This window comes from Tissierella sp. P1, from assembly GCF_002266425.1.
GTDB classification, from domain to species: Bacteria; Bacillota; Clostridia; order Tissierellales; family Tissierellaceae; genus Tissierella; species Tissierella carlieri.
Window position 1 is genome coordinate 119,603 of record NZ_NPMN01000005.1, and the last position, 21,842, is coordinate 141,444.

Below are 21,842 nucleotides of genomic sequence, written 5' to 3' on the forward strand. Positions count from 1 at the left end.
AAAGATGAATTTATTAGAGGTACAAAATTTATGTAAAACTTTCGGGAGTGGAGATACCAAAGTAGAAGCACTTAAAAATGTATCTTTTTCAGTATCAAAAGGTGAATTTGTTGCGGTAGTTGGAGAATCAGGCTCAGGTAAAAGTACACTTTTAAATGCAATTGGTGCACTAGATACACTAACTTTAGGAAAGGTGTTTATTGATGGAAAAGATATCTTCTCTATGAAAGAGGAAAAATTAACAATTTTTCGTCGTCGTAATATTGGCTTTATTTTTCAGGCTTATAATTTGATTCCAGAACTTAATGTGGAGCAGAATATTATTTTCCCTTTACTTTTGGACTATCAAAAACCAGATAATGCATATGTTGAAGAAATTTTAGATGTGCTGGGTTTACAGAGTAGAAGGAAACATTTACCTAGACAGCTTTCTGGTGGACAGCAGCAACGAGTTGCAATCGGAAGAGCATTGATTACTCATCCGATGTTGATTTTAGCAGATGAGCCTACTGGAAATCTAGATAGCAAAAACAGCAAAGATGTTATTTTACTGCTAAAAGCTGCTGCTTTACGATATCAGCAGACTATTTTGATGATTACTCATAATCAAAATATAGCTTCTGCTGCTGACCGAGTATTGAAGGTTTCAGACGGTGTGCTAACTGATCTGGGGGTGCAGAGAGAATGAAAAGCTATCTTAATTTAGTGGGAGAATACGCAAAGGTCCATAAGAAAAAGAATCGCATTACGATTACATGTATTGTAATTGCTGTATGTTTGGTTACAGCAATCTTTGGTATGGCTGATATGGAAGTTCGAACTAGAAAGATAAGTGCTATAAAAGAGTATGGTAATTTTCATATTAGTATTAAGAACATAGATGACGAAACTGCAAAACTGATTGATAATCGTGCAGATGTAGGGAATTCTGGATGGGTACAGAGAGTTCATGATGGTACGTTGAAAGGAAAGTCATTAGCGGTGATGGGGGGTGAAGAATCAATTTCCCGTGAGATGGGAATTGATATTGAGGAGGGGCGATTTCCCCAAAATGTTAATGAAGCTTTATTTGATAGACAGGCTATGGAGCAGTTTGATTTCTCTTTAGGAGACACTGTTTCTGTAACTTTGTCAGATGAAAAAGTTAATAAATATATCATTGTTGGCGTTTATGGAGACTTTGCACAACTTAAGAGTCAAGATAGTCATGGGCTTTATTTATCAAATGAAGGAATACGAGAAATTGCGGATAATACAGACGGAAGTCGCTATTATGTTCAATTCAAAAAAGGTGTCAATATACGAAGAGCAATTGATGAAATTAAGGCAAACTTTCATTTAGTAGATGAACAGGTTTCTGAAAATACTGTTCTCCTTGCGTTAGTTGGGCAGAGTCATGATAGTTATATGATGAAACTTTATATGGTTGCAGCTGTGTTGTTTGTACTAGTGCTAACTGCAGGAGTTTTTATGATTGCAAGTAGTTTCAACATAAGCATTCTTGAACGTATTCAATTCTTCGGAATGTTACGATGTCTTGGAGCATCTAAAGCACAGATAAAAAGATTTGTATTGCTAGAGGGAATTAATTTTAGTCTCAAAGGGATTCCAATAGGATTGCTGTTAGGAATAGTCATTGTCTGGGCGTCTTCAGGATTCTTAAAATATGTAAATCCTGTCTACTTTAAAGAGATGCCCTTATTTGCCATTAGTTGGCCTAGTTTGATTGCAGGCGTTATAGTGGGTTTTGTGACAGTGATACTCGCATCTCTTGCCCCATGTAAAAAGGCAGCTAAAGTTTCTCCGCTTAGTGCAGTAAGTGGAAACATGAATCAAAACAATGTATCACAGTCCAAAACAGCAGCCAAAACTAATCGTATATCTGTGGACATCGCTATGGGAATTCATCATGCTTTTGCTAGTAAAAAAAATATTTTATTAATGACAGGTTCTTTTGCTATAAGTATTATTTTATTTTTATCCTTTAGTGTAATGGTCAACTTTATGCATCAGGCTCTAAAATCTCTTAGACCTTATACTCCCGATATTTCTATTATTAGTATAGATAACACCCCATCATTGGATACAGGTTTGTTTGAACAGCTAAAGAAAGATTCTAATATAAAGCGCGTTTATGGTCGTATGTTTGCGTATGATATACCTACAGCAAGTAAGCATGGCAATGATAAAATTAATCTGATTTCCTATGAAGAAAATCAATTCAATTGGGCAAAAAAACAGCTAGTACAGGGAAGTATTGATGAGGTAGTAAAAGGAACAGATAGTGTGCTGATTGTTTATTCAGAAGATTTGACTTGGAAACTAGGAGATTCAATTACCTTAAAATTTTCTTCAGGAGAGAAAGAGATTAAGATTGGTGGGATATTATCTGATAGTCCATTTGATAGTAATCAGGGAACACAAAACATAATCTGCTCAGAAAAGCTATTTCAAGAGCTGACTGGGGAAGAAGGATATACAATTATTGATATGCAGCTTAAAAAGGGTGTAGATAATAATGCAGTCTCCCAGATACGTAGTCTAGCAACAGCGTCTCAAATGAAGTTCTCAGATATGAGACAAAGTAATGAAGAAACTAAGGCGATATTTTATTCTTTTGCAATCTTTATTTATGGATTTTTACTCCTTATTGCCTCCATCACAATATTTAATATCATAAACAGTATAAATATGAGTGTTGCAGGAAGAATGAATCAGTATGGCGTAATGCGAGCAGTAGGAATGTCTGGAAAACAACTGAATCGTTTGGTACTTGCCGAAGCCAGCACTTATGCAGTTTGTGGAAGTATAACAGGATGTATTCTGGGGTTACCTTTACATCAACTTATTTTTCATTCTATGATTACATCACGTTGGGGTATTGAGTGGCAAATTCCTTTTGCTGTACTTGGTGTAATCATTATGATTACTGTTTTATCTACAATTTTGTCTGTTATTAAACCAGTAAAGAAAATTAGAAAAATGGATATTGTAAATGTTGTAAATGCACAATAAAATGATTTTTTCAAAAGAGTTTAATATTAATAGACAATTATAATTGTCTATTAATATTAAATCATTGAAAAACCCCATGTTTTATATAAAATAAATAAGAAAGAATATCAAAGAATCTAGTGATAAAAATTTATAATAAAGGGGAGAGATTTTATGGCAACATGGGGGGCGCATATTAGAATAGCTGAAACTATTCTAAATGTGGATAGGAGTTTAGATGAAAAATATTTTCTTGTAGGTAATGTAGGACCAGATTGTGGTGAGCCTAATGAGGATTGGAGTGAATTTTTCCCTTCTAAATCAGTTAGCCATTGGATTAATAAAGATGAAGTTATTGAAGCAGAAAAATTTTACGATGAATATCTAAACAAAGAAATAGAAGATAATAAGTTATATTCCTTTTTATTAGGCTACTATGTACACTTATTAACGGATATTGAGTGGGGAAACATGGTAGATGAAAAGAAAAAAATAGATGCCGAGTATAAGAAATTAGAAACGGATAAAAAATTTATATGGACCATTAAGAAAGATTGGTATAATTTAGACCATCTATATTTTAGGAAAAACCCTAATAGCATATTTTATAGGATATTTAAAAACATAGAATCATTCCCTGATTATCTTGATTATTATCCTGCTGGAGCAATAGAGAGACAATTAAGATATGTTAGTGGATTTTATACTAAGTATAATGGTAATCCAGAAAGAGAATATATATACTTGACGGAAAAGGAAATGGATGATTTTGTAAGTGAAAAATCCAATTGTATTATAGAATTGTTAAAAGAAAATAGGAAATAATCTTATAAACCTCTTACTGAATTTAAAATCTTAGGTCAGTAAGAGGCTATTTTTATGCTGTAAAAGATTATATAAAAAGAAGGGATTTAGCAAACTTTGTAGAATAAGTATAATATAGACTTTGTAAGGAGGAAATTTACAATATGAAGGAATATATAGTTAAAAAATTTTGGGCTCTAATGAGTGATGGAATGTTTGATGAAGTGGGAGAATTAATGGAAGAAGATGCATATGTATGGTTACCAAATACTAGAGAAGTTTTTAAAGGTAAGGATAAATATATCAATTTCAATAAAAAATATCCAGGTCGTTGGATAATAACCTTAGATAAAATTTTCTCTAAAGATGAGATAGTTGTTTCTGCTGTAAAAGTAGAAGCAGAAGATAAATCAAGCAGCTTTTATGCCACTTCTTTTTTTACTGTTAAAGATAGCTTAATTAGTGAAATAGTAGAATATTGGGGAGATAATGGTGAGCCACCACAATGGAGAGTTGAAGAAACGTTATCAGAAAGATATTAATAATTTTAGGTTTTACTAATTATGGAGGAAGTCATATGGAAAAATTAATAGATTTATCATGCATAATTGAGGATAATATGCCTGTTTATCCAGGAGATAGCATGACAGGATTAAAACAAGTAAAAAATTTACAAGAGGATTTCTATAACAATCATAGGCTAGATATTAGTATGCATTCAGGTACGCACATAGATTCACCAATGCATTTAACTGAAAGCAAAGAATACATATATGAAATGCCATTAGAATCATTTATTGGTATAGGATGCATTATTGATGTAAGAAATCAACCTATTATAAAAGAAAAACTAGAGTATAAGAAATTGATAGAAGAAAATAGTATTGTTTTGCTTTACACAGGTTGGGATCAAGAATATGGAAAGAACTCCTATTATGAAAGTCATCCAGCTATAGATATTAGCTTTGCCAAGTTATTGATAGATAAGAATATTAAGATGCTAGGGATAGATATGCCTTCTCCAGACAGATATCCTTTTGAAACACACAAATTGCTTTTTAAAAATAAGATATGTATAATGGAGAATCTAAGAAATCTCGATAAATTACTTGGTATTCCAAGCTTTGAAGTTATAGCTTTTCCATTAAAGATTAGGGCAGATAGCTCCATGACGAGAGCTGTTGCAAGAGTATTGTAGAGTAAATTTATAAGATTTAAAGCGATATAGATGAAGTTGTATTTGTTTTTGTAAAAAGGGAAGGTGTTTATGCTATGAAAAAGAAGAAGTATAGAATATTGAAGGAATTAGTTGGTGGAGGAATAATTGGATTTATACTGGGATTTTCAATTCTATTCATAAGAGATTATATTCATATTCCAGAAGGTTTCGTCAAGCTGCCTTTTTATATAAATATATTAATATTTATTTTTACATTTTTTTTAGCGGTAACCTTACATGAATTTGGACATGCATTAAGCTTTATTAGCAATGGAATTAAAATGAGAGCAATATTTTTTACAATATTTGCATTAATTAAAGAGGATAATAAATGGAAATTTAAACTAACATCTATGAAAACTGTTGGTGGTATTGCAATCCCTGATATTATATCAGTAAAGGATGAAAAAGATTTCCAGTCAAAACAAGAAGCTTTTGGGAAAGCAGTAATAATGGGACCTATAAGTTCTTTAATAGTTTGGATTGTACTAACATTTATTAGTATAGTAATGATTAAATTTACATCAAGTATATATATTCGGGCAGGATTTCTAAGTTTAATTTTATCCTTAAGTGGTATCACCATATTCCTATTAGCCACTAGCTTTATAAAAAAAGACTTGGTGATAGGTGACTTTCCTGCATATAAAATTATTAAGAGTGATAGTTTTTTTTGTGGAATTCAATTTTATGGCTATGGATATTTATCTTCACAGCCAGAAAAGTCTAGAGATGAAAATACATATCTAAGAGAATACATTCTAGAGGAATTAGAAGAAAAATATAAAAATAAAGATAGTCATTGGTTTACACTTAGTATTATAGACACAATAATTGTAGAATATCTTGCAGGATATTTAGAGAAATTACCCATGATTATAGAAAATTATATTAGTTTTATTTTAGAAAATCCTGATATACTTTCGAAAATACGTTCATCTGTAATGTTTGAGATATTATATTTTCACATTATTATGTTGCTTCATAGAGAGGAATATACTAGAGAAAAATCCTTTGAGTTATATAAAAATTTAAAGAATACCATAGAACCTAATACTCCTAAGAGAAAATATTTATTTAAGCAAATAGAGCAAATTTTAGGGATTAGAGATAATAAGGATTATCTAATGGATAGAAAAAATATTATAACATCAGATGTGCATCAGATATATAAATATTTCCATGGCTATTATATAGATGAAATAAGGATTAATGAAATGATATAGATAAATTGAATTTATAGAGGAAATTTAGAATAATGAGTTATATAGGATTATCAAATAAAAATATATAATTTATGAAAAGTAGCAGTTCAGCTATGTGTCCAACAATTGAGGAGGTATAAAATATGAGAAAACTTTTTAACTTGAGGAATATAATAGCATTTATATTAGGGATAATTAGTTACTTCATAATATCTTCGCTATTCCATAAATGAAATAAATAATTGATTAAAGGAGAGATCTTATGAACTCAAATTTGACAAAGACTAAGAGTGAAATTATAACATTCTTATTGATTAACTTTGCAATTACATTCATTATGGGGATAATAATGTTCTTGGTCTATAATCGTATTGATAATGATATTAAATCGGGGTTTGCTGGAGCTCAGATGATGTATCCAGCCTTAGCTGTCATTGCCGTTAAAGTTTATTATGGAAAGGATAAAATTTCTAGTGGATTAATGGAGTTCTTTATATCTTATATCATTATTAGTATTTTATATATTATTATTTTACTCATAGGAATTTTTGCTTTTCCCAGCCATGTAAGCGGAACTTTAGATATAATCATAATAATATATAGTATAATGGCTTTAATTCTAATTGGAAATAATGAGAATAATTGCTTTGAAGAAATTAATATGAGCTCTACAGGCAGTTTTAAGAAGGTCATACTATTTTGTTTACTATTTCTTGGACTAAAATTAACTAGAGTTTTGCTAGTAGCATTTTTTTATAGACAATTATTAGAAGCATTAAAAATAATTTTTAGTGCTAAATATATATTTAAACTTATTATTGGTATACCAATGACTATAGTTTTAAGTTTTATACCATTCTTTGGAGAAGAATTGGGATGGAGACAATTTTTGCAACCAAGACTTCAAGCTTTACTTGGTAGAAGACTTGGAGTTATTATACTTGGATTTATTTGGGGGATATGCATTTACCTCTTTGTATTATGCTTTATAGCCCAAGCACTCCTATTTACTGCATAATAGCTCATGTTTTGTTTTGTATATTGAGTGGAATCTTCATTGGATTTGTTTATATGAAAACAGGGAATTTATGGTCAGCTATAATTATCCATTTGATTAACAATAGCATGGGCTTTAGTGATGGTGCTAGTTATGAAACGACAATTAAGTTAACAGAGTTAATAATAGTTTTTATTTCTAATGTTATTATATTCTTACCATTTCTATTTACGAAAGAGTATAAAGATGAATCTATTTTAGAAAATACAAATGATAAAGTAATATAGTTGAGCATCCTAATTATTTAGATTAAGAGACTAAGTTGTTAATAACGGAAAATGTTAAAAAATCTAGATACTACTAAAATACATACTTATAATATGAATATCTTAAAGACTAATTGTATAATTCTAATTGGAGGAAATTATGAGAAAAATATTAAGGTTCATAGGAATAATCATTGGGTTAGTTATTATATTTATAACAATTAGCTATATTAATCATAGAATTCAATTATCCAAAGAAGATGGGTTATTCGTCCCAAATGGAGAAATGGTGGAAGTAAACGGACATCGGATGCATGTGTATACAGAAGGGCAAGGAGATATGACATTAGTATTTATGCCTGGTGGTGGTACATGCTCTCCTGTTTTAGATTTTAAATCACTATATTCTTTGCTGGATGATAAATATAGAATCGTAGTAGTAGAAAAAGCAGGATATGGATTTAGTGATGTAGTGGATATAGATAGAGATATTAATAATATTTTATCTGAAACGAGAGAGGCACTTTTGAAAGCTGAAATAAGTGGACCATATATCTTGTGTGCACATTCAATGTCAGGAATTGAAGCATTATACTGGGCTCAGACATATCCAGCTGAAGTATCAGCAATTATAGGACTTGATATGGCAGTCTCAGAATCTTATAAGGAATATAATATCAATATGCCTATAATAAAATTATCTGCTTTTGCAGCTAATGCAGGAATTACAAGATGGATTCCTAGAGTATGGCAAAGTGATGCTATAAAATATGGATCATTGACAGATGAAGAAAAAGAATTATATAAAGCTATTTTTTATCGAAGAACAGCAACAAAAACAATGTTAAATGAAGTGCAAGAAATCAAGGCAAGTGCAGGTATAGTGGGAGAAAATGGAGTTCCCGATGTTCCTATACTAATATTTTCATCCAATGGAGAAGGAACTGGTTGGAATGAGGATGAATGGAGAACCTTTCAGAAAAATTATATAGAAAATATTCAAGATGGGGAGATAGTTAACTTAGACTGTTCTCATTATGTTCATGATATTGAGTATGAAAAAATAGCAGATGAAATTGAAAAATTTATTGAGAATTTGAATTAAAATAAATTATTTCAAAGGAGAAAATCATGTATGCAAATCGGCATAAATAAGTTATTATTAACTATACTTTTAATCATTATTATATATCTTATTGCAGTAATATATTTATCTAGAAAAAGGCAAAGCTACTTAGGAATAATTTTACCTGGATTTTTTGCATGTGCGGCAGTATATAATTATTTAAAACCTATATTAGTACCTAATCCTAGACCAACAATGAAAGAGGCTATGTTTATGACCTTCTTTGGTACTTTGTCTATACTTGGATTTATTGTGTTTTTAGTAGTTAAATATATCTATAGAGGAAATAGAACTTAAAATTGATATAGATTTATATTAATAGAATGTTAGATTATGTTGATTCAGTAGAGAAGCTGATACCTATAATTAAGAGCTTACTTACTCATGAATATTCACATGCATGTCTTCATAGTGATTATCCAACTCCAGATGGGAAGTCTAGTTTTATATCTAAACTGCAATATATATGTTTTGATGAAGGATTTGCTCATTTTTTATCTTTTCATGAGAATGTTAAAAAGATTGATTGGTTGGATAATGAGAAGTTGCAAAAAAAGGGAGATGCATATAATATTTTAAGACAAGCTGTTTCTTCAAGTATTGATGAACATTCAGAATTACTAATGAAATCTAATTCTGGAGCATACTGGGATAAGTTTGGAGCCATATCAGGAATGTTTGCTATTGCAGGGACCTTTGCACAAAGCGATTATAGCTATGATAATGTAATCAAAATTTATGAAGATGGATATAAAAATTTTTTAAAAGAAATTTTTGACAAATAAAGTGTATAGAAACTATATTTGATGAATAATTAGTAATTGAAGTATAAACTAGAAGATAGATAGAGGAGAATACAAAAATGGATATTCAACAGTACCCTAAAGATTTAAGATTACTTCTCGATGGAATGTTGTGTGAAGCAGATAATATTGGTCGTTCAACTGCTGGAGTCTATAGATATTACAATGATAAATTATCATATTATCTAAAAGTTCAACCTACCTTTAATGAACTTGAGAAAGAGCATGAGATTATGGAGTGGCTGCAACATAAGCTACCAGTTCCTAGAAAGATATACTTTAAATCATATGGTGGTTTTGACTATTTACTTATGACAGAAATAGAAGGGGAAATGATTTGTTCAGATTACTTTCTTAATAATCCAGAGGAAGCAGTTAGGTTGTTAGCTGATGGAATAAAGATGTTACAATCTATTTCAATTGAAGACTGTCCATTTGATAATAGTCTAGAAACAAAGTTAAAGGAAGCATTATATAATATAGAAAATAATTTAGTTGATATATCTGATTGGGAAGAAAATAATAGATTCGATACTCCAATGGAACTACTTGAATATTTAAGGAATAATCAACCTAAAGAATTTACACCAGCATTTACTCATGGAGACTATTGTCTTCCTAATATTTTCTCTAAAGATAATAAAATAAGTGGTTTTATCGATTTAGGCAGAAGTGGGATAGCTGATATATATCAAGATATAGCTTTATGTGTTAGATCACTAAAACATAATTTTGGAACAGATGATTACATCGATTTATTTTTTAAGCATCTAGGCATACAACCTGATTGGGAAAAAGTTGAATATTATATTCTTCTTGATGAGCTCTTTTAATATTTGAGAATAAGTTAAATCAATTACACTATACCTATGGTTACTGATATTAAGATATGTTAAAACAAGAAAAAGTAGTGAAAATTTCACTGCTTTTTTTAGCTTGTTTTGCAAAGTGTACTTGACATAATTTGCAAAGCATACTATACTAAAGTTGCAAAGTAAACATTGCGGAGAGGTGATTTTTTGAAGACAAGAATTCAAGAACTACGAAAGCAGCATAGACTATCGCAGGAAGAATTAGCTAATGCAGTCGGTGTAACAAGGCAAACAATTACTTCCTTAGAGTGTGAAAAATATACAGCATCCTTAGTTCTTGCTTATAAAATCGCAAAATATTTTGGACTGACCATTGAGGAAGTATTTGATTTTTCAGAAGTGGAGGAAATATAATATGGAAAAATTTAAGGATAAAATTCGTATTAGAGCATTATGGATGTCAGCGATTGTGATCGGTTTAGCAGTTAGCTATCTTGTGTTGTTTTTAAACCAAGATAAATTACCTAAAATGCCTAATTTCATCATGAGTTTCCATGCAGGAGCTTTATGCGGACTTGAACTTCTGCTAATGTTAGATATATTTAAAAATGTAAGAGCTATGAGGGATGAGAGAGCATTAAAAAAATTATATATCGAGGAAAATGATGAACGTGCAATTATGATAATGCAAAAGACAGGTGCTATGGGAATTACAATATGTATTATAGGGCTAGGGGTTGGAACTATAATATCTGGTTTTTTCAATGAGATTGTATTTTTTTCATTATTGGGAGCTACATTATTTACAGCATTAGTTAAAGGATTCTTTAAAATTTATTTTCATTATAAATTCTGAGTGAGGTGATTAAAAATGAAGAATAATCAAATGAACGGGTATATAATTTGGGGATTACTAATTAATAGTATTGTATTAGGGTCAAAACAATTCATAGAAATGCCAGAAGGTATTTATTGTTTTGGAATGGGAGTAGGCATTGCATTAGTACTATTTGGTCTATATTCGATGAATCATGATACAACAAAAATAAAAAGTTTCAAAAGAAACTTAATAAAAAAGTTTATAAAATCAATATAATTATTAATTATGTAGTAATATGGGCTTCAATATACTCAAATGAGAAAATATAATATTTTGAGAGGACATTATGAATAGAGATAAAATAAAGATACTAAAGTTAGTTTGTTACTTGTTTGGATTCTTTTGGATATATAATGCTATGACTGGTTTTTATAGTTTTTATATTACTGAATTGCAAATGTGTGATAAAGAAATTTTCCTAATCAAAATAGCAGCTTTTGTTATAGGAGTTATCCTTTCATTAGTTGCATCAGGAGGTTTCACAATATTGTTTTGGTATTCATATAGATTGAAATACATGGATGAAAGGATATGTGATAATATTGCAAAGAAAATCATCGCATTTCTTTTCTTCACAGGTGTATTTAAAGCCGCATTTGGCTTTTCAATATTTATATTATCATTATTCTTTACAATTATTGTTTTGATTAGATATTTAGAAAAGGAATCCAGTGCTATAAATTATTCTCATTGATAAGAAATCTAGTAACATTATAAGAATAAATTCAAAATAAAAATTAATTAGCAGGCTCTATTGTTTGAGTCTTAAAGGAGGATTAAAATGGAATTTAGAAAAACCGTCGAATCAGATATTGACAGTATTATGAATATTTTTAATCAAGCAAAGGCATATATGAAGGAACAAGGAATTGAACAATGGAATAATAATTATCCTAATTATGAAGTAGTAAAAAATGATATAAAAAATGGAGTAAGCTATGTATTAGTAAAAGATAATAATATTGTTGGTACTGTAGTAGCTATTTTTGGAGAAGAAAAAAACTACAAGAATATTTATGATGGCAAATGGATAAGCAATGAAGAGTATGTAGTTATTCATAGAATAGCTATTGATTCTGATTATAAAGGATTAGGAATAGCATCCATTATTTTCAAGAACATAGAGGAGCTTTGCTTAAATAGAAGCATAAATAGCATTAGGGTGGATACCCATGAAGATAATTTATCAATGCAAAGGTTACTGTCTAAAAATGGTTTCCAGTATTGTGGTGTGATTTACTTAGAGGATAAAAGTAAGAGAATTGCATTTGAAAAAATATTATAATAAACAACTCTTGACAGATATAAATCATACTGTTAATATGTAATTGTAATAAATAATAATGAATATGTTGCTCATATAGGTCTCATAATATGGTTGAGACGTTTCTACAAAATGACCGAAAATCATTTAGCTATGGGCGAAAGTGTACCTAGGGTTCCGAAGACTTTGTCTTGCTGGACCGAGCGGTACAGATACTGTATGGACAGTATTACACCGAAGGGATAAAAGCCCAGTCGGGTAGGTTTCGCTTTGCCTACCCGGCTGGGCTTAATTTAATTTTTTGAGGAGGGTTAAATTTGGATTTTAAAAGAATTTTTATCGAGAAGAAGGAAGAGTTTAATACTGAAGGTCAGTTATTACTAAAAGATTTTAGAGATTATTTGGAAGTACAAGGGTTGTCAAAGGTAAGGACGGTAAATGTATATGATTTAATCAATGTAACCGAAGAAGAAAAAGAGCTTATAGTAAAAGAAATCCTCTTTGAAGAAATTTTAGATAACAAATATGAAAATAACCTTCCAATCAAAGCGAACGAAAGATTATTTAGAATTGAATATCTAAAGGGTCAATATAATCAAAGAGAAGATTCAGCTAACCAAATGATTAGAATCTTAACTAAAAATGAAGAAATAATTGCACAAAATTCAAAAATAATAATTTTAGAAAATGTAACAGAAGAAGAATTAGCTAAAATAAAGAAATATTATATAAATCCAATAGAGATGAAGGAAATTGCATTTAATAGCTTTATCTTTGAAAAAGAAACTGAAGCAACAGAAGAAATAGAAATAATAGATGATTTTATAAAGATGACAGAAAATCAACTTATATCTTTTAAATCAAAATATGGAATAGGTATGGATATAGAAGACATTTTATTCTGCCAAAAGTATTTTAAAGATGAAGATAGGAATCCAACTATTACTGAGTTAAAGCTAATAGACACTTATTGGTCAGATCACTGTAGACATACTACCTTCATGACAGAGATTACAGATATATCTATGGATGCAGGAAAGTATAAAGAAGTATTCCAAAAATCATTAGATGAATATATAAAATCTAGAGAATTTGTTTATGAAAACAAAGAAAGACCAATTTGCTTAATGGATTTGGCTACTATCAATATGAAGGAAACTAAGAAAAAGGGCTTACTAGATGATAAGGAAGAATCAGATGAGGTTAATGCAGCCAGCATTGAAATAGATGTAGACGTTAATGGTACAACTGAGAGATGGTTGCTGATGTTTAAAAATGAAACTCATAATCATCCTACAGAGATGGAACCATTTGGTGGTTCATCAACTTGCCTCGGTGGAGCAATAAGAGACCCATTATCAGGCAGAGCTTACGTATATCAGGCTATGAGGATCACAGGGGCAGCAGATCCAAGACAAAAATATGAAGATACTTTGTCTGGAAAATTACCTCAAAGGAAGATTACTCAGACTGCGAAGACAGGATATAGTTCCTATGGATATCAAATAGGTGCTGCAACAGGATATGTTAAAGAAATATATGACAAGGGTTATATGGCCAAGAGAATGGAATTAGGAGCATTAGTTGCAGCTGCTCCAAAGGAAGCTGTATATAGAGGAAATTCTGAGCCGGGAGATTTGATTGTCCTAGTAGGTGGTAAAACAGGTAGAGATGGATTAGGTGGAGCAGTTGGTTCATCTAAGGAACATACAGAGGAATCCCTACACACATCAGGTGCAGAAGTGCAGAAGGGAAATCCAGCAGTAGAAAGGAAAATAGTTCGTTTATTTAGGAATGAAGAAGTATCTAAGATGATTAAAAAATGTAATGATTTTGGTGCTGGGGGAGTTTCAGTAGCAATAGGAGAATTGGCAGATGGACTTTTTATTGAATTAGATAAAGTACCACTAAAATATCCTGGTCTTGATGGCACAGAGATTGCATTATCTGAGTCACAAGAGAGGATGGCCGTAGTTATTGCACCTGAAAATCTAGATAGATTTATGTCCTTTGTTAAAGCGGAGGATTCAGAAGGCACAGTAGTAGCTAAGGTTACAGAAGAAAAAACTCTTAAAATGATATGGAGAGGAAAAACTATTGTCGATATCAAGAGGAGTTTCTTAGACACCAATGGTATAAGAAAGAAGAATAAAGTTAATATAGAACAACCTATTGGAGAATTATATTTAGATAAAATGCCATCTCATGTAGAAGGAAAAAATACCATAGATGCATTTGTAGAAAATATAAAGGATTTAAACATCTGTAGCCAAAAAGGCTTAGTAGAAGGATTTGATCATACTGTAGGGTCAAGTACGGTATTGATGCCTTTAGGTGGGAAATATGGACTTACTCCGGCAGAAGGAATGGTTGCGAAGATTCCTGTACAGGAAGGAGAGACAAATACTTGCTCTTTAATGAGCTATGGTTATGAACCAAAACTTTCAAAATGGAGTCCATTCCATGGAGGCTATTATGCTGTTATAGAATCCGTAGCAAAGATTGTAGCTATGGGTGGAGATTATAAAAAAATAAGATTAACCTTCCAAGAATACTTTGAAAGAATCGGAAATGATCCAACTAAATGGGGTAAACCATTTTCTGCACTACTTGGCGCATTTTTAGTACAAAAAGAATTAGATACTCCAAGCATAGGCGGAAAGGATAGTATGAGTGGTACTTTTGAAGATATTCATGTTCCGCCAACCCTAGTTAGTTTTGCAGTAACTACAGATAAAGTAGAGAATATTATATCTCCAGAATTTAAAAATACTGGTTCAACTGTGGCTTTAATAAAATTGGATATAGATGAAGATGGTATGATTGATTTCAGCCAACTAAAGTCAAATTACTCCACAATTAAAAAATTAATAGATAAAGGTGAAATAATTTCAGCTTCCACAGTTAAATTTGGCGGAGTTGCAAGATCTATTGCTGAAATGGCTATGGGCAATAAAATAGGATTTAGATTTAATGAAGTAAGCAAAGAAGATTTGTTTAAGCCACTATACGGCTCAATAATAATTGAATTGAAGGATGAAGCAGTATTAGGAAACATTAATTATAGAGTCCTTGGAACTACAATAGAAGCAGAGCATATAGGAATAGATAAAGAAATCATTCAATTAGATTCTTTGATCAAATCCTTCCAAGAGCCATTGGAAGAAGTATTTCCAATATATAGAGACAAAGAAAATGAAGAAGATATTAAATTTGAAAAAGGAAATATAATTACAAGAAAAGCTAGTATAGCAAAACCAAGAGTTTTAATACCAATATTTGCAGGAACCCATGGAGAATATACTATGGCTAGATGCTTTGAACAAGCTGGTGGTGAAGTAGATACCTTTGTGTTTAAGACTTTAACTTTCAGAGACATAGAAGAATCATACAAGGAATTAGCAGAGAAAATCAAAGGATGTCAAATAATAGGATTACCAAATGGTTCATTATTAGGTGATGAACCAGAAACTGGTGGAAAGCTAATGAAATTGATACTAAGTAATTCCTATGTAATGGAAGAAATCAATAATCATATATACAAGAGAGATGGATTAATCCTTGGAGTAGGTGCTGGATTCTTAGGATTGATGAAACTAGGACTTATAGCTCCTTCAACAAATATTACCTATAACAAGAATGGAGAATTTATCTCAAGATTAGCCAATATTAAGGTAAGTTCAAATTTATCACCTTGGTTTAATGATATGACAGTGGGAGATGTATATACTTTACCAGTAGCTACAAAAGAAGGAAGAGTAATAGGGGAGAATATAGATGATCTAATAGCTAAGGGACAAATTTCAACTCAATTTATAGATGAGAATCCAACAGGATCTGTATATTGTATAGAATCTATGACCAGTTCTGATGGAAGGATACTTGGTACTATTTCCTCTATAGATAGAGTAGGAAATGGATTATATAAGAATTCAAACATAATAGGAGAACATAAGATATTTGAATCAGGTATAAAATACTTTAAATAGGGGGAGTAGAAAATGAAAGTTAGTATATTAATGGGAAGCATATCAGATAAACCTATATCAGAGAAAGTAACTAAAATTTTTGATAAATTTGGAGTGGATTATGAGGTCAGAGTAATATCAGCTCATAGAACTCCATATAAGGCTGTCGAATTTGCTGAAAATGCTGAGAAAAACAATACAGAAGTTATTATTGCCATAGCTGGAAAAGCAGCCCATCTAGCTGGAGTATTAGCAGGAGTAACCCCTCTTCCTGTAATAGGAATCCCTGCTAAATCCTCCACTATGGATGGATTGGATTCACTTCTTTCTGTGGTACAAATGCCAAAGGGTGTTCCAGTAGCTACTGTAGCCATAGATGGAGGAGAAAACGGAGGACTTCTAGCTGTTCAGATGCTTTCTATAAAATATCCTGAATTAAGGGAAAAATTCAAGGAATATAAAAAAGAGATGGCAGAAGAAGTAGAAAAAATTGATTATGACCTAACACAGCGAAAGTAGTGAGCTGATGTAGGTCAAACGCAACGAACGCCAAATTCATGCGAATGACAATGAGCAAATGAATTTGTGCAGTGAGACTGCGGGAAATGACCTAACCCAACAAGCGTAGCGAGCAAATAAATTTGAGTTGCGAAACTGCGCATAGAAACTAACTAGAGAGAAGGTGCAATCTTGAGTGGAGTTGTAGGAATTTATAGCAAAAAAAGAAATGATGTATCAAAAATAATATACTATGGTTTATATGCACTACAACATAGAGGTCAAGTAAGTACAGGTATTGCAGTAAATAACAATGGCTTTGTTGATTATTTTAAGGATTTAGGATTAGTACATGAAGTCTTTCCAAGGGAAACTATGGAAAGACTTCGAGGAAATATTGGCATAGGACATGTTAGATATGCTGCAGTAGGGGATACAACTACTGTAAATGCACAGCCCTTAGTTGTAGGATATAAGAGAGGTGCACTAGCATTGGCTCATGACGGAGCTGTAGTAAACTTTGAAAAGTTACGAGATGAGTTAGAAGATAATGGTACAATTTTTCAATCTCAATTAGATACAGAAGTCATAGCCAACCTAATAGCAAGATATCACAAGGACAATGTGGAGGATGCTATAATAAAGGCCTTAGATGCAATAAGGGGAACCTATGGGCTTGTTATGATGACAACGGATAAATTAATAGGTGCAAGGGACCCTTATGGAGTGAAATCTCTTTCTTTGGGTAAGTTTGGAGAAGATTATATATTAGCATCAGAAACTTGCGCCTTTGATACTATAGGAGCTGAATTTATAAGAGATATAGAGCCAGGAGAGATTGTTGTTATAGATGAAAGCGGATTAAAGTCCATAAGGAAGGAGCCTAAAGGTAAGAACCCATGTTTATTCGAGATAATATATTTTGCGAGACCAGACAGTAAATTAGACGGAAAGAGTATTTACCTATCAAGGATAGAGGCTGGAAAACAGTTAGCCAGAGAAGCAGCCGTAGATGCGGATATTGTTATAGGTGCTCCCGACTCTGGTACGATATCAGCCATAGGATATGCAGAGGAATCAGGAATTCCTTATGCTGAAGGCTTAATAAAAAATAGATATGTAGGTAGAACCTTTATAGAACCAACTCAAGATTTAAGGGAACAGGGAGTTAGAATTAAGCTTAAACGTATTAAAGGAAAATGTTGAAGGCAAAAGGGTAATATTGGTAGATGACTCTATAGTGAGAGGAACTACCATAAAAAGAACTATCGAAATGATAAGGAATGCAGGAGCTAAAGAAATACATGTTAGAATATCTTCGCCGCCAGTTCTTTATTCATGTCATTTATGGATGGATTCGCCAAATAGAAAAAATTTAATAGCAGCCCAAATGTCAAAGGAAGAAATAAAGGAATTAGTAGGGTAGATTCATTAGAATATTTATCTCTCAAAGGATTGTTAAAAGCAGCAGATGGAGAAGAGTTTTGTACAGGATGCTTGAATAACAGCTATCCTATATCTAATGATATTGAATAGTTGGATATAGAGGATTAGAACAAATGCACAGTTCACAATGCACAATGCACAATTAGAGAAACGACCGCTGGTCGCCAGAAAAAGACCCCATAGCTAGACCGCGACAATTGTGAACTTAAGTAGGGAACCAAAATCATGGTTTTTGATTTTGTGTTCATCACTTAGCTACTGATATTTGCCCCGCAGGGTATAATTCAGTAGTCCTTTAGGGTTTGTTTATCTAGTGAATTGTGAATCGTGAATTGAAAATAGGAGGGTGTAAAGTGAGCTTAACTTATAAGGATGCAGGTGTAGATAAAGAAGCAGGATATAAAGAGGTACAGCTTATAAAGGGAATGATAAAGAAAACTCATATCCCAGGGGTTTTATCAGATATAGGTGGATTTGCAGGCTTGTTTCAATTAGATACTAAGTCCTATGAAGAACCAGTTTTAGTATCAGGAACGGATGGAGTAGGTACTAAGCTAAGACTTGCTTTTATGATGGATAAACATAATACCATAGGAGAAGATTGTGTAGCTATGTGTGCTAATGATATTCTTTGTCAAGGAGCTAAGCCCTTATTTTTCTTAGATTATATAGCCACAGGAAAACTTATTCCTGAAAAGATGGCAAATATTGTAGAAGGTGTATCTAATGGTTGCATCAAAGCAGGTTGTGCCCTAATTGGTGGAGAAACTGCTGAAATGCCTGGATTTTATAAAGAAGATGAATATGATGTTGCGGGATTTTGTGTAGGAGTAGTAGACAAGAAGAAGATAATAAACGGATCTGCAATAGAAGAAGGCGACTATATCATAGGATTACCATCTAGTGGAGTTCATAGCAATGGTTTTTCTTTAGTTAGAAAAATAATATTTGAAAAAGAAAAGATGGATGTAAACCAATATATAGAAGAACTAGGATGCACCATAGGTGAGGAACTTATAAGACCAACTAGAATATATACAAATCCAGTATATAGCTTGGTACAGAAATTTAATATTAAAGGTCTTAGCCATATAACTGGTGGAGGATTTTATGAAAATATTCCAAGAATGCTGCCAGAAGGACTAACAGCTCATATAGACACTGCTAAAATAAATACTCCAACTATATTTAACCTTTTACAAAAATGGGGTGGTATAGCTAAGGATGAGATGTACGGTACTTTTAATATGGGAATAGGTATGGTTCTTGCGGTAGATAAAAATGAACTAGATGATATTACAAAATATTTAAAAGAGCAGAAAGAAGAATTTATATTACTTGGTGAAGTTAAAAAAGGTACTGAGGGAGTAGTATTATGTCACCAGTAAAGATAGGTGTTTTAATTTCTGGTGGAGGTACTAATCTACAATCTATAATAGATAATATTAAAAATGGAAATATAGATGGAGAAATAAAATTAATTATTTCCAACAGAAAAGAAGCTTATGGCTTAACTAGGGGAAAAGATGCAGGAATAGAGAGCATTTATTTAGATAGAAAGTTATTTAATAGTGAAGAAGAATATAATCTAGAATTAATAAAAGAGTTTAAAGCAAAAAATGTAGAATTAATTGTCTTAGCAGGATATTTAAAGGTACTATCTCAAGAATTTATAGAGGAATTTAATCGAAGAATAATAAATATCCATCCTTCCTTAATACCTAGTTTTTGCGGAAAAGGATATTATGGTGAAAAGGTACATCAAGAGGTTTTAGACTATGGTGTAAAGATAACAGGGGCTACAGTTCATTTTGTAGATGAGGGAACAGATACGGGCCCTATAATACTTCAGGAAATTGTATATGTTAATAGTGAAGATACGGTGGATACCTTAAAAGAAAAAGTACTAGAGATAGAACATAAGCTTTTGGTACAGGCAATGAAATTATATTGTGAAGGTAGTTTAATCATTGAAGGAAGAAAAGTGATTATAAAACAGAGGTGAGATGATGAAAAGGGCATTAATCAGTGTTTTTTATAAAGAAGGTATTGTTGAATTTGCCTCAGAAATAGAGAAACTAGGCTGGGAAATAATATCGACTGGAGGAACCTATAGAATTTTAAAAGAAGCTGGAATAAAAGTAATGGAAGTTGAAGATGTAACTAATTTCCCCGAAATACTAGATGGAAGGGTAAAGACTTTAAACCCTTATATTCATGGCGGACTTTTGTACAGAAGAGATGATGATAATCATGTAAAAACAATTGAAGATATGAAAATAAATCCTATTGATATAGTAATTAATAATCTCTATCCTTTTGAAGAGACAATAAATAAATCAGGTGTAACTCACGAGGAGATCATTGAAAATATAGATATTGGTGGTCCATCTATGATTAGAGCGGCAGCTAAAAACTATAAAGATGTAACAGTAATAGTAGATCCTTCCGATTATGAAATTGTACTAAGAGAGCTAAAGGAGAATAATGAAACTACCTTCAAAACAAGGCAATATTTAGCAAGAAAGGTTTTCAACTATACAGCTTATTATGACACATTAATATCAAATTATTTTAATGAAATAGAAGAGGTTATATTCCCAGAGAGATTAACTTTGGCCTATAAATCCAAGGAAGAGTTAAGGTATGGAGAAAATCCGCATCAAAGAGCAGCATTTTACAGGGAAGTAGGGAAGAAAGAAGGAACTCTAGCAGGAGCAATACAGCTTCATGGAAAGGAACTTTCCTTCAACAATATTAATGATGGAAATGGTTGTATTGAAGCACTAAAAGAATTTGATGAACCTACTGTAGTGGCTGTAAAGCATGCTAATCCTTGTGGTATTGGAAGTGGAGAAGACATACTAGAAGCTTATGAAAAAGCATATGAATGTGATAAGGTATCTATATTCGGAGGAATAATAGCAGCTAATAGAGAAATAAATGAGAAGGTTGCAGAAAAAATAAATGAAATTTTTATAGAAATAGTAATGGCTCCATCTTTCACTGAAAAAGCATTAGAAATACTCACTCAAAAGAAAAATATAAGAATCCTACAGATAAACAATATTACAGACAGGGAATATAAAGAATTAGATATAAAGAAAGTATTAGGTGGACTACTAATACAAGATAAAGATAATATTTTATTAAATGAAGAATTAAAGGTAGTAACCAGGAATCAGCCTACTAAGGAAGAGATGGAAGATTTATTATTTGCTTGGAAAGCTGCAAAGAGTGTAAAATCCAACGGAGTAGTCATAGTTAAGGATAAAGCAACCATAGGTATTGGTCTTGGGGAAGTAAATAGGGTATGGGCAGTGCAGAATGCAATAGAAAGAGCAGGGGAAAAGGTCAAAGGAGCAGTCTTAGCATCTGATGGATTCTTTCCATTTAAAGACTCCATAGAATTATTAGCTAAGGCAGGAATTACAGCAATAATTCAACCGGGGGGTTCACTAAAGGATAATGAAGTAATAGAAGAAGCAGATAAGAATGGTATTGCTATGATAATCACTGGTATAAGACATTTCAAACATTAATGCCTAGGAGGTAAGAAA

The 21,842-nt window shown here is 31.7% G+C and carries 24 protein-coding genes, 1 pseudogene and 1 riboswitch; all 25 genes and pseudogenes read left to right on the plus strand.

Going from position 1 to position 21,842, the window contains the following annotated elements; all coding sequences use genetic code 11:
- The first annotated feature begins 4 nt into the window (after positions 1-4).
- The 25 genes and pseudogenes from CIW83_RS05175 to purH all read left to right on the plus strand — a co-directional run bounded on the left by CIW83_RS05175 (position 5) and on the right by purH (position 21,824).
- The gene (locus CIW83_RS05175; protein WP_094899802.1) at positions 5-688 is read left to right on the plus strand and encodes an ABC transporter ATP-binding protein; all 684 of its coding nucleotides are present in this window, start codon (positions 5-7) and stop codon (positions 686-688) included.
- Positions 685-3,015: an FtsX-like permease family protein gene (locus CIW83_RS05180; RefSeq protein ID WP_094899803.1), complete on the plus strand. Its 2,331-nt coding sequence runs from the start codon at positions 685-687 to the stop codon at positions 3,013-3,015. The genes CIW83_RS05175 and CIW83_RS05180 overlap by 4 nt, the downstream gene beginning before the upstream one ends.
- A 153-nt stretch (positions 3,016-3,168) precedes the next feature.
- Complete coding sequence (locus CIW83_RS05185; protein ID WP_094899804.1) at positions 3,169-3,819, plus strand: zinc dependent phospholipase C family protein; 651 nt, start codon at positions 3,169-3,171, stop codon at positions 3,817-3,819.
- Positions 3,820-3,962: 143 nt separating this feature from the next.
- The gene (locus CIW83_RS05190) at positions 3,963-4,340 is read left to right on the plus strand and encodes a nuclear transport factor 2 family protein (RefSeq protein ID WP_094899805.1); all 378 of its coding nucleotides are present in this window, start codon (positions 3,963-3,965) and stop codon (positions 4,338-4,340) included.
- A gap of 35 nt (positions 4,341-4,375) precedes the next feature.
- Entirely contained in the window at positions 4,376-4,996 is a 621-nt protein-coding gene (locus CIW83_RS05195; RefSeq protein ID WP_094899806.1) for a cyclase family protein, read from the plus strand.
- 74 nt (positions 4,997-5,070) lie between these two features.
- Entirely contained in the window at positions 5,071-6,243 is a 1,173-nt protein-coding gene (locus CIW83_RS05200; protein ID WP_094899807.1) for a M50 family metallopeptidase, read from the plus strand.
- Positions 6,244-6,484: 241 nt separating this feature from the next.
- Positions 6,485-7,240, plus strand: coding sequence for a CPBP family intramembrane glutamic endopeptidase (locus CIW83_RS21915; RefSeq protein ID WP_143598520.1), 756 nt, complete (start codon positions 6,485-6,487; stop codon positions 7,238-7,240).
- Positions 7,204-7,290, plus strand: a pseudogene (locus CIW83_RS24780) (hypothetical protein); the annotation flags it as partial. The gene CIW83_RS21915 and the pseudogene CIW83_RS24780, both read left to right, overlap by 37 nt.
- Positions 7,291-7,293: 3 nt before the next feature.
- Complete coding sequence (locus CIW83_RS05205) at positions 7,294-7,506, plus strand: hypothetical protein (RefSeq protein ID WP_235601229.1); 213 nt, start codon at positions 7,294-7,296, stop codon at positions 7,504-7,506.
- Between the two features lie 139 nt (positions 7,507-7,645).
- A complete protein-coding gene (locus tag CIW83_RS05210; RefSeq protein ID WP_094899809.1) occupies positions 7,646-8,590 on the plus strand; it encodes an alpha/beta fold hydrolase in 945 nt (314 codons plus the stop codon).
- A gap of 30 nt (positions 8,591-8,620) precedes the next feature.
- Positions 8,621-8,908: a hypothetical protein gene (locus CIW83_RS05215; protein WP_094899810.1), complete on the plus strand. Its 288-nt coding sequence runs from the start codon at positions 8,621-8,623 to the stop codon at positions 8,906-8,908.
- A gap of 26 nt (positions 8,909-8,934) precedes the next feature.
- Complete coding sequence (locus CIW83_RS05220; protein ID WP_094899811.1) at positions 8,935-9,396, plus strand: hypothetical protein; 462 nt, start codon at positions 8,935-8,937, stop codon at positions 9,394-9,396.
- A gap of 77 nt (positions 9,397-9,473) precedes the next feature.
- A complete protein-coding gene (locus tag CIW83_RS05225) occupies positions 9,474-10,247 on the plus strand; it encodes an APH(3') family aminoglycoside O-phosphotransferase (protein WP_094899812.1) in 774 nt (257 codons plus the stop codon).
- A gap of 186 nt (positions 10,248-10,433) precedes the next feature.
- Positions 10,434-10,640, plus strand: coding sequence for a helix-turn-helix transcriptional regulator (locus CIW83_RS05230; RefSeq protein ID WP_094899813.1), 207 nt, complete (start codon positions 10,434-10,436; stop codon positions 10,638-10,640).
- A 1-nt stretch (position 10,641) separates the two neighbouring features.
- Complete coding sequence (locus CIW83_RS05235; protein ID WP_094899814.1) at positions 10,642-11,082, plus strand: hypothetical protein; 441 nt, start codon at positions 10,642-10,644, stop codon at positions 11,080-11,082.
- 15 nt (positions 11,083-11,097) lie between these two features.
- Positions 11,098-11,322 (plus strand): hypothetical protein, encoded by a 225-nt coding sequence (locus CIW83_RS05240; RefSeq protein WP_094899815.1) that lies wholly within the window; start codon positions 11,098-11,100, stop codon positions 11,320-11,322.
- A gap of 70 nt (positions 11,323-11,392) precedes the next feature.
- A complete protein-coding gene (locus tag CIW83_RS05245) occupies positions 11,393-11,800 on the plus strand; it encodes a hypothetical protein (RefSeq protein ID WP_094899816.1) in 408 nt (135 codons plus the stop codon).
- An 87-nt stretch (positions 11,801-11,887) separates the two neighbouring features.
- The gene (locus CIW83_RS05250; protein WP_094899817.1) at positions 11,888-12,391 is read left to right on the plus strand and encodes a GNAT family N-acetyltransferase; all 504 of its coding nucleotides are present in this window, start codon (positions 11,888-11,890) and stop codon (positions 12,389-12,391) included.
- A 51-nt stretch (positions 12,392-12,442) separates the two neighbouring features.
- Positions 12,443-12,544: riboswitch (purine riboswitch) on the plus strand.
- Positions 12,545-12,687: 143 nt separating this feature from the next.
- Positions 12,688-16,359 (plus strand): phosphoribosylformylglycinamidine synthase, encoded by a 3,672-nt coding sequence (locus CIW83_RS05255; protein WP_094899818.1) that lies wholly within the window; start codon positions 12,688-12,690, stop codon positions 16,357-16,359.
- 12 nt (positions 16,360-16,371) lie between these two features.
- The gene (purE, locus tag CIW83_RS05260; RefSeq protein ID WP_094899819.1) at positions 16,372-16,857 is read left to right on the plus strand and encodes a 5-(carboxyamino)imidazole ribonucleotide mutase; all 486 of its coding nucleotides are present in this window, start codon (positions 16,372-16,374) and stop codon (positions 16,855-16,857) included.
- A 171-nt stretch (positions 16,858-17,028) separates the two neighbouring features.
- The gene (gene purF, locus CIW83_RS05265; RefSeq protein WP_235601230.1) at positions 17,029-18,042 is read left to right on the plus strand and encodes an amidophosphoribosyltransferase; all 1,014 of its coding nucleotides are present in this window, start codon (positions 17,029-17,031) and stop codon (positions 18,040-18,042) included.
- A gap of 16 nt (positions 18,043-18,058) precedes the next feature.
- The gene (locus CIW83_RS23580; protein ID WP_235601231.1) at positions 18,059-18,262 is read left to right on the plus strand and encodes a hypothetical protein; all 204 of its coding nucleotides are present in this window, start codon (positions 18,059-18,061) and stop codon (positions 18,260-18,262) included.
- 373 nt (positions 18,263-18,635) lie between these two features.
- Positions 18,636-19,670: a phosphoribosylformylglycinamidine cyclo-ligase gene (purM, locus tag CIW83_RS05270; protein ID WP_094899820.1), complete on the plus strand. Its 1,035-nt coding sequence runs from the start codon at positions 18,636-18,638 to the stop codon at positions 19,668-19,670.
- Complete coding sequence (gene purN, locus CIW83_RS05275; RefSeq protein WP_094899821.1) at positions 19,658-20,287, plus strand: phosphoribosylglycinamide formyltransferase; 630 nt, start codon at positions 19,658-19,660, stop codon at positions 20,285-20,287. The genes purM and purN overlap by 13 nt, the downstream gene beginning before the upstream one ends.
- 4 nt (positions 20,288-20,291) lie before the next feature.
- The gene (purH, locus tag CIW83_RS05280; protein ID WP_201259686.1) at positions 20,292-21,824 is read left to right on the plus strand and encodes a bifunctional phosphoribosylaminoimidazolecarboxamide formyltransferase/IMP cyclohydrolase; all 1,533 of its coding nucleotides are present in this window, start codon (positions 20,292-20,294) and stop codon (positions 21,822-21,824) included.
- Positions 21,825-21,842 lie beyond the last annotated feature (18 nt).

Coding starts and splice junctions, on each gene's coding strand:
- CIW83_RS05240 (WP_094899815.1), top strand. CDS start 11,098: ATGAAGAATAATCAAATGAACGGGTATATAATTTGGGGATTACTAATT.
- CIW83_RS05220 (WP_094899811.1), top strand. CDS start 8,935: ATGTTAGATTATGTTGATTCAGTAGAGAAGCTGATACCTATAATTAAG.
- CIW83_RS05210 (WP_094899809.1), top strand. CDS start 7,646: ATGAGAAAAATATTAAGGTTCATAGGAATAATCATTGGGTTAGTTATT.
- CIW83_RS05205 (WP_235601229.1), top strand. CDS start 7,294: ATGAAAACAGGGAATTTATGGTCAGCTATAATTATCCATTTGATTAAC.
- CIW83_RS05215 (WP_094899810.1), top strand. CDS start 8,621: ATGCAAATCGGCATAAATAAGTTATTATTAACTATACTTTTAATCATT.
- CIW83_RS21915 (WP_143598520.1), top strand. CDS start 6,485: ATGAACTCAAATTTGACAAAGACTAAGAGTGAAATTATAACATTCTTA.
- purN (WP_094899821.1), top strand. CDS start 19,658: ATGTCACCAGTAAAGATAGGTGTTTTAATTTCTGGTGGAGGTACTAAT.
- CIW83_RS05200 (WP_094899807.1), top strand. CDS start 5,071: ATGAAAAAGAAGAAGTATAGAATATTGAAGGAATTAGTTGGTGGAGGA.
- CIW83_RS05175 (WP_094899802.1), top strand. CDS start 5: ATGAATTTATTAGAGGTACAAAATTTATGTAAAACTTTCGGGAGTGGA.
- CIW83_RS05250 (WP_094899817.1), top strand. CDS start 11,888: ATGGAATTTAGAAAAACCGTCGAATCAGATATTGACAGTATTATGAAT.
- CIW83_RS05245 (WP_094899816.1), top strand. CDS start 11,393: ATGAATAGAGATAAAATAAAGATACTAAAGTTAGTTTGTTACTTGTTT.
- CIW83_RS05225 (WP_094899812.1), top strand. CDS start 9,474: ATGGATATTCAACAGTACCCTAAAGATTTAAGATTACTTCTCGATGGA.
- CIW83_RS05185 (WP_094899804.1), top strand. CDS start 3,169: ATGGCAACATGGGGGGCGCATATTAGAATAGCTGAAACTATTCTAAAT.
- CIW83_RS05180 (WP_094899803.1), top strand. CDS start 685: ATGAAAAGCTATCTTAATTTAGTGGGAGAATACGCAAAGGTCCATAAG.
- CIW83_RS05235 (WP_094899814.1), top strand. CDS start 10,642: ATGGAAAAATTTAAGGATAAAATTCGTATTAGAGCATTATGGATGTCA.
- CIW83_RS05195 (WP_094899806.1), top strand. CDS start 4,376: ATGGAAAAATTAATAGATTTATCATGCATAATTGAGGATAATATGCCT.
- purE (WP_094899819.1), top strand. CDS start 16,372: ATGAAAGTTAGTATATTAATGGGAAGCATATCAGATAAACCTATATCA.
- CIW83_RS05190 (WP_094899805.1), top strand. CDS start 3,963: ATGAAGGAATATATAGTTAAAAAATTTTGGGCTCTAATGAGTGATGGA.
- purH (WP_201259686.1), top strand. CDS start 20,292: ATGAAAAGGGCATTAATCAGTGTTTTTTATAAAGAAGGTATTGTTGAA.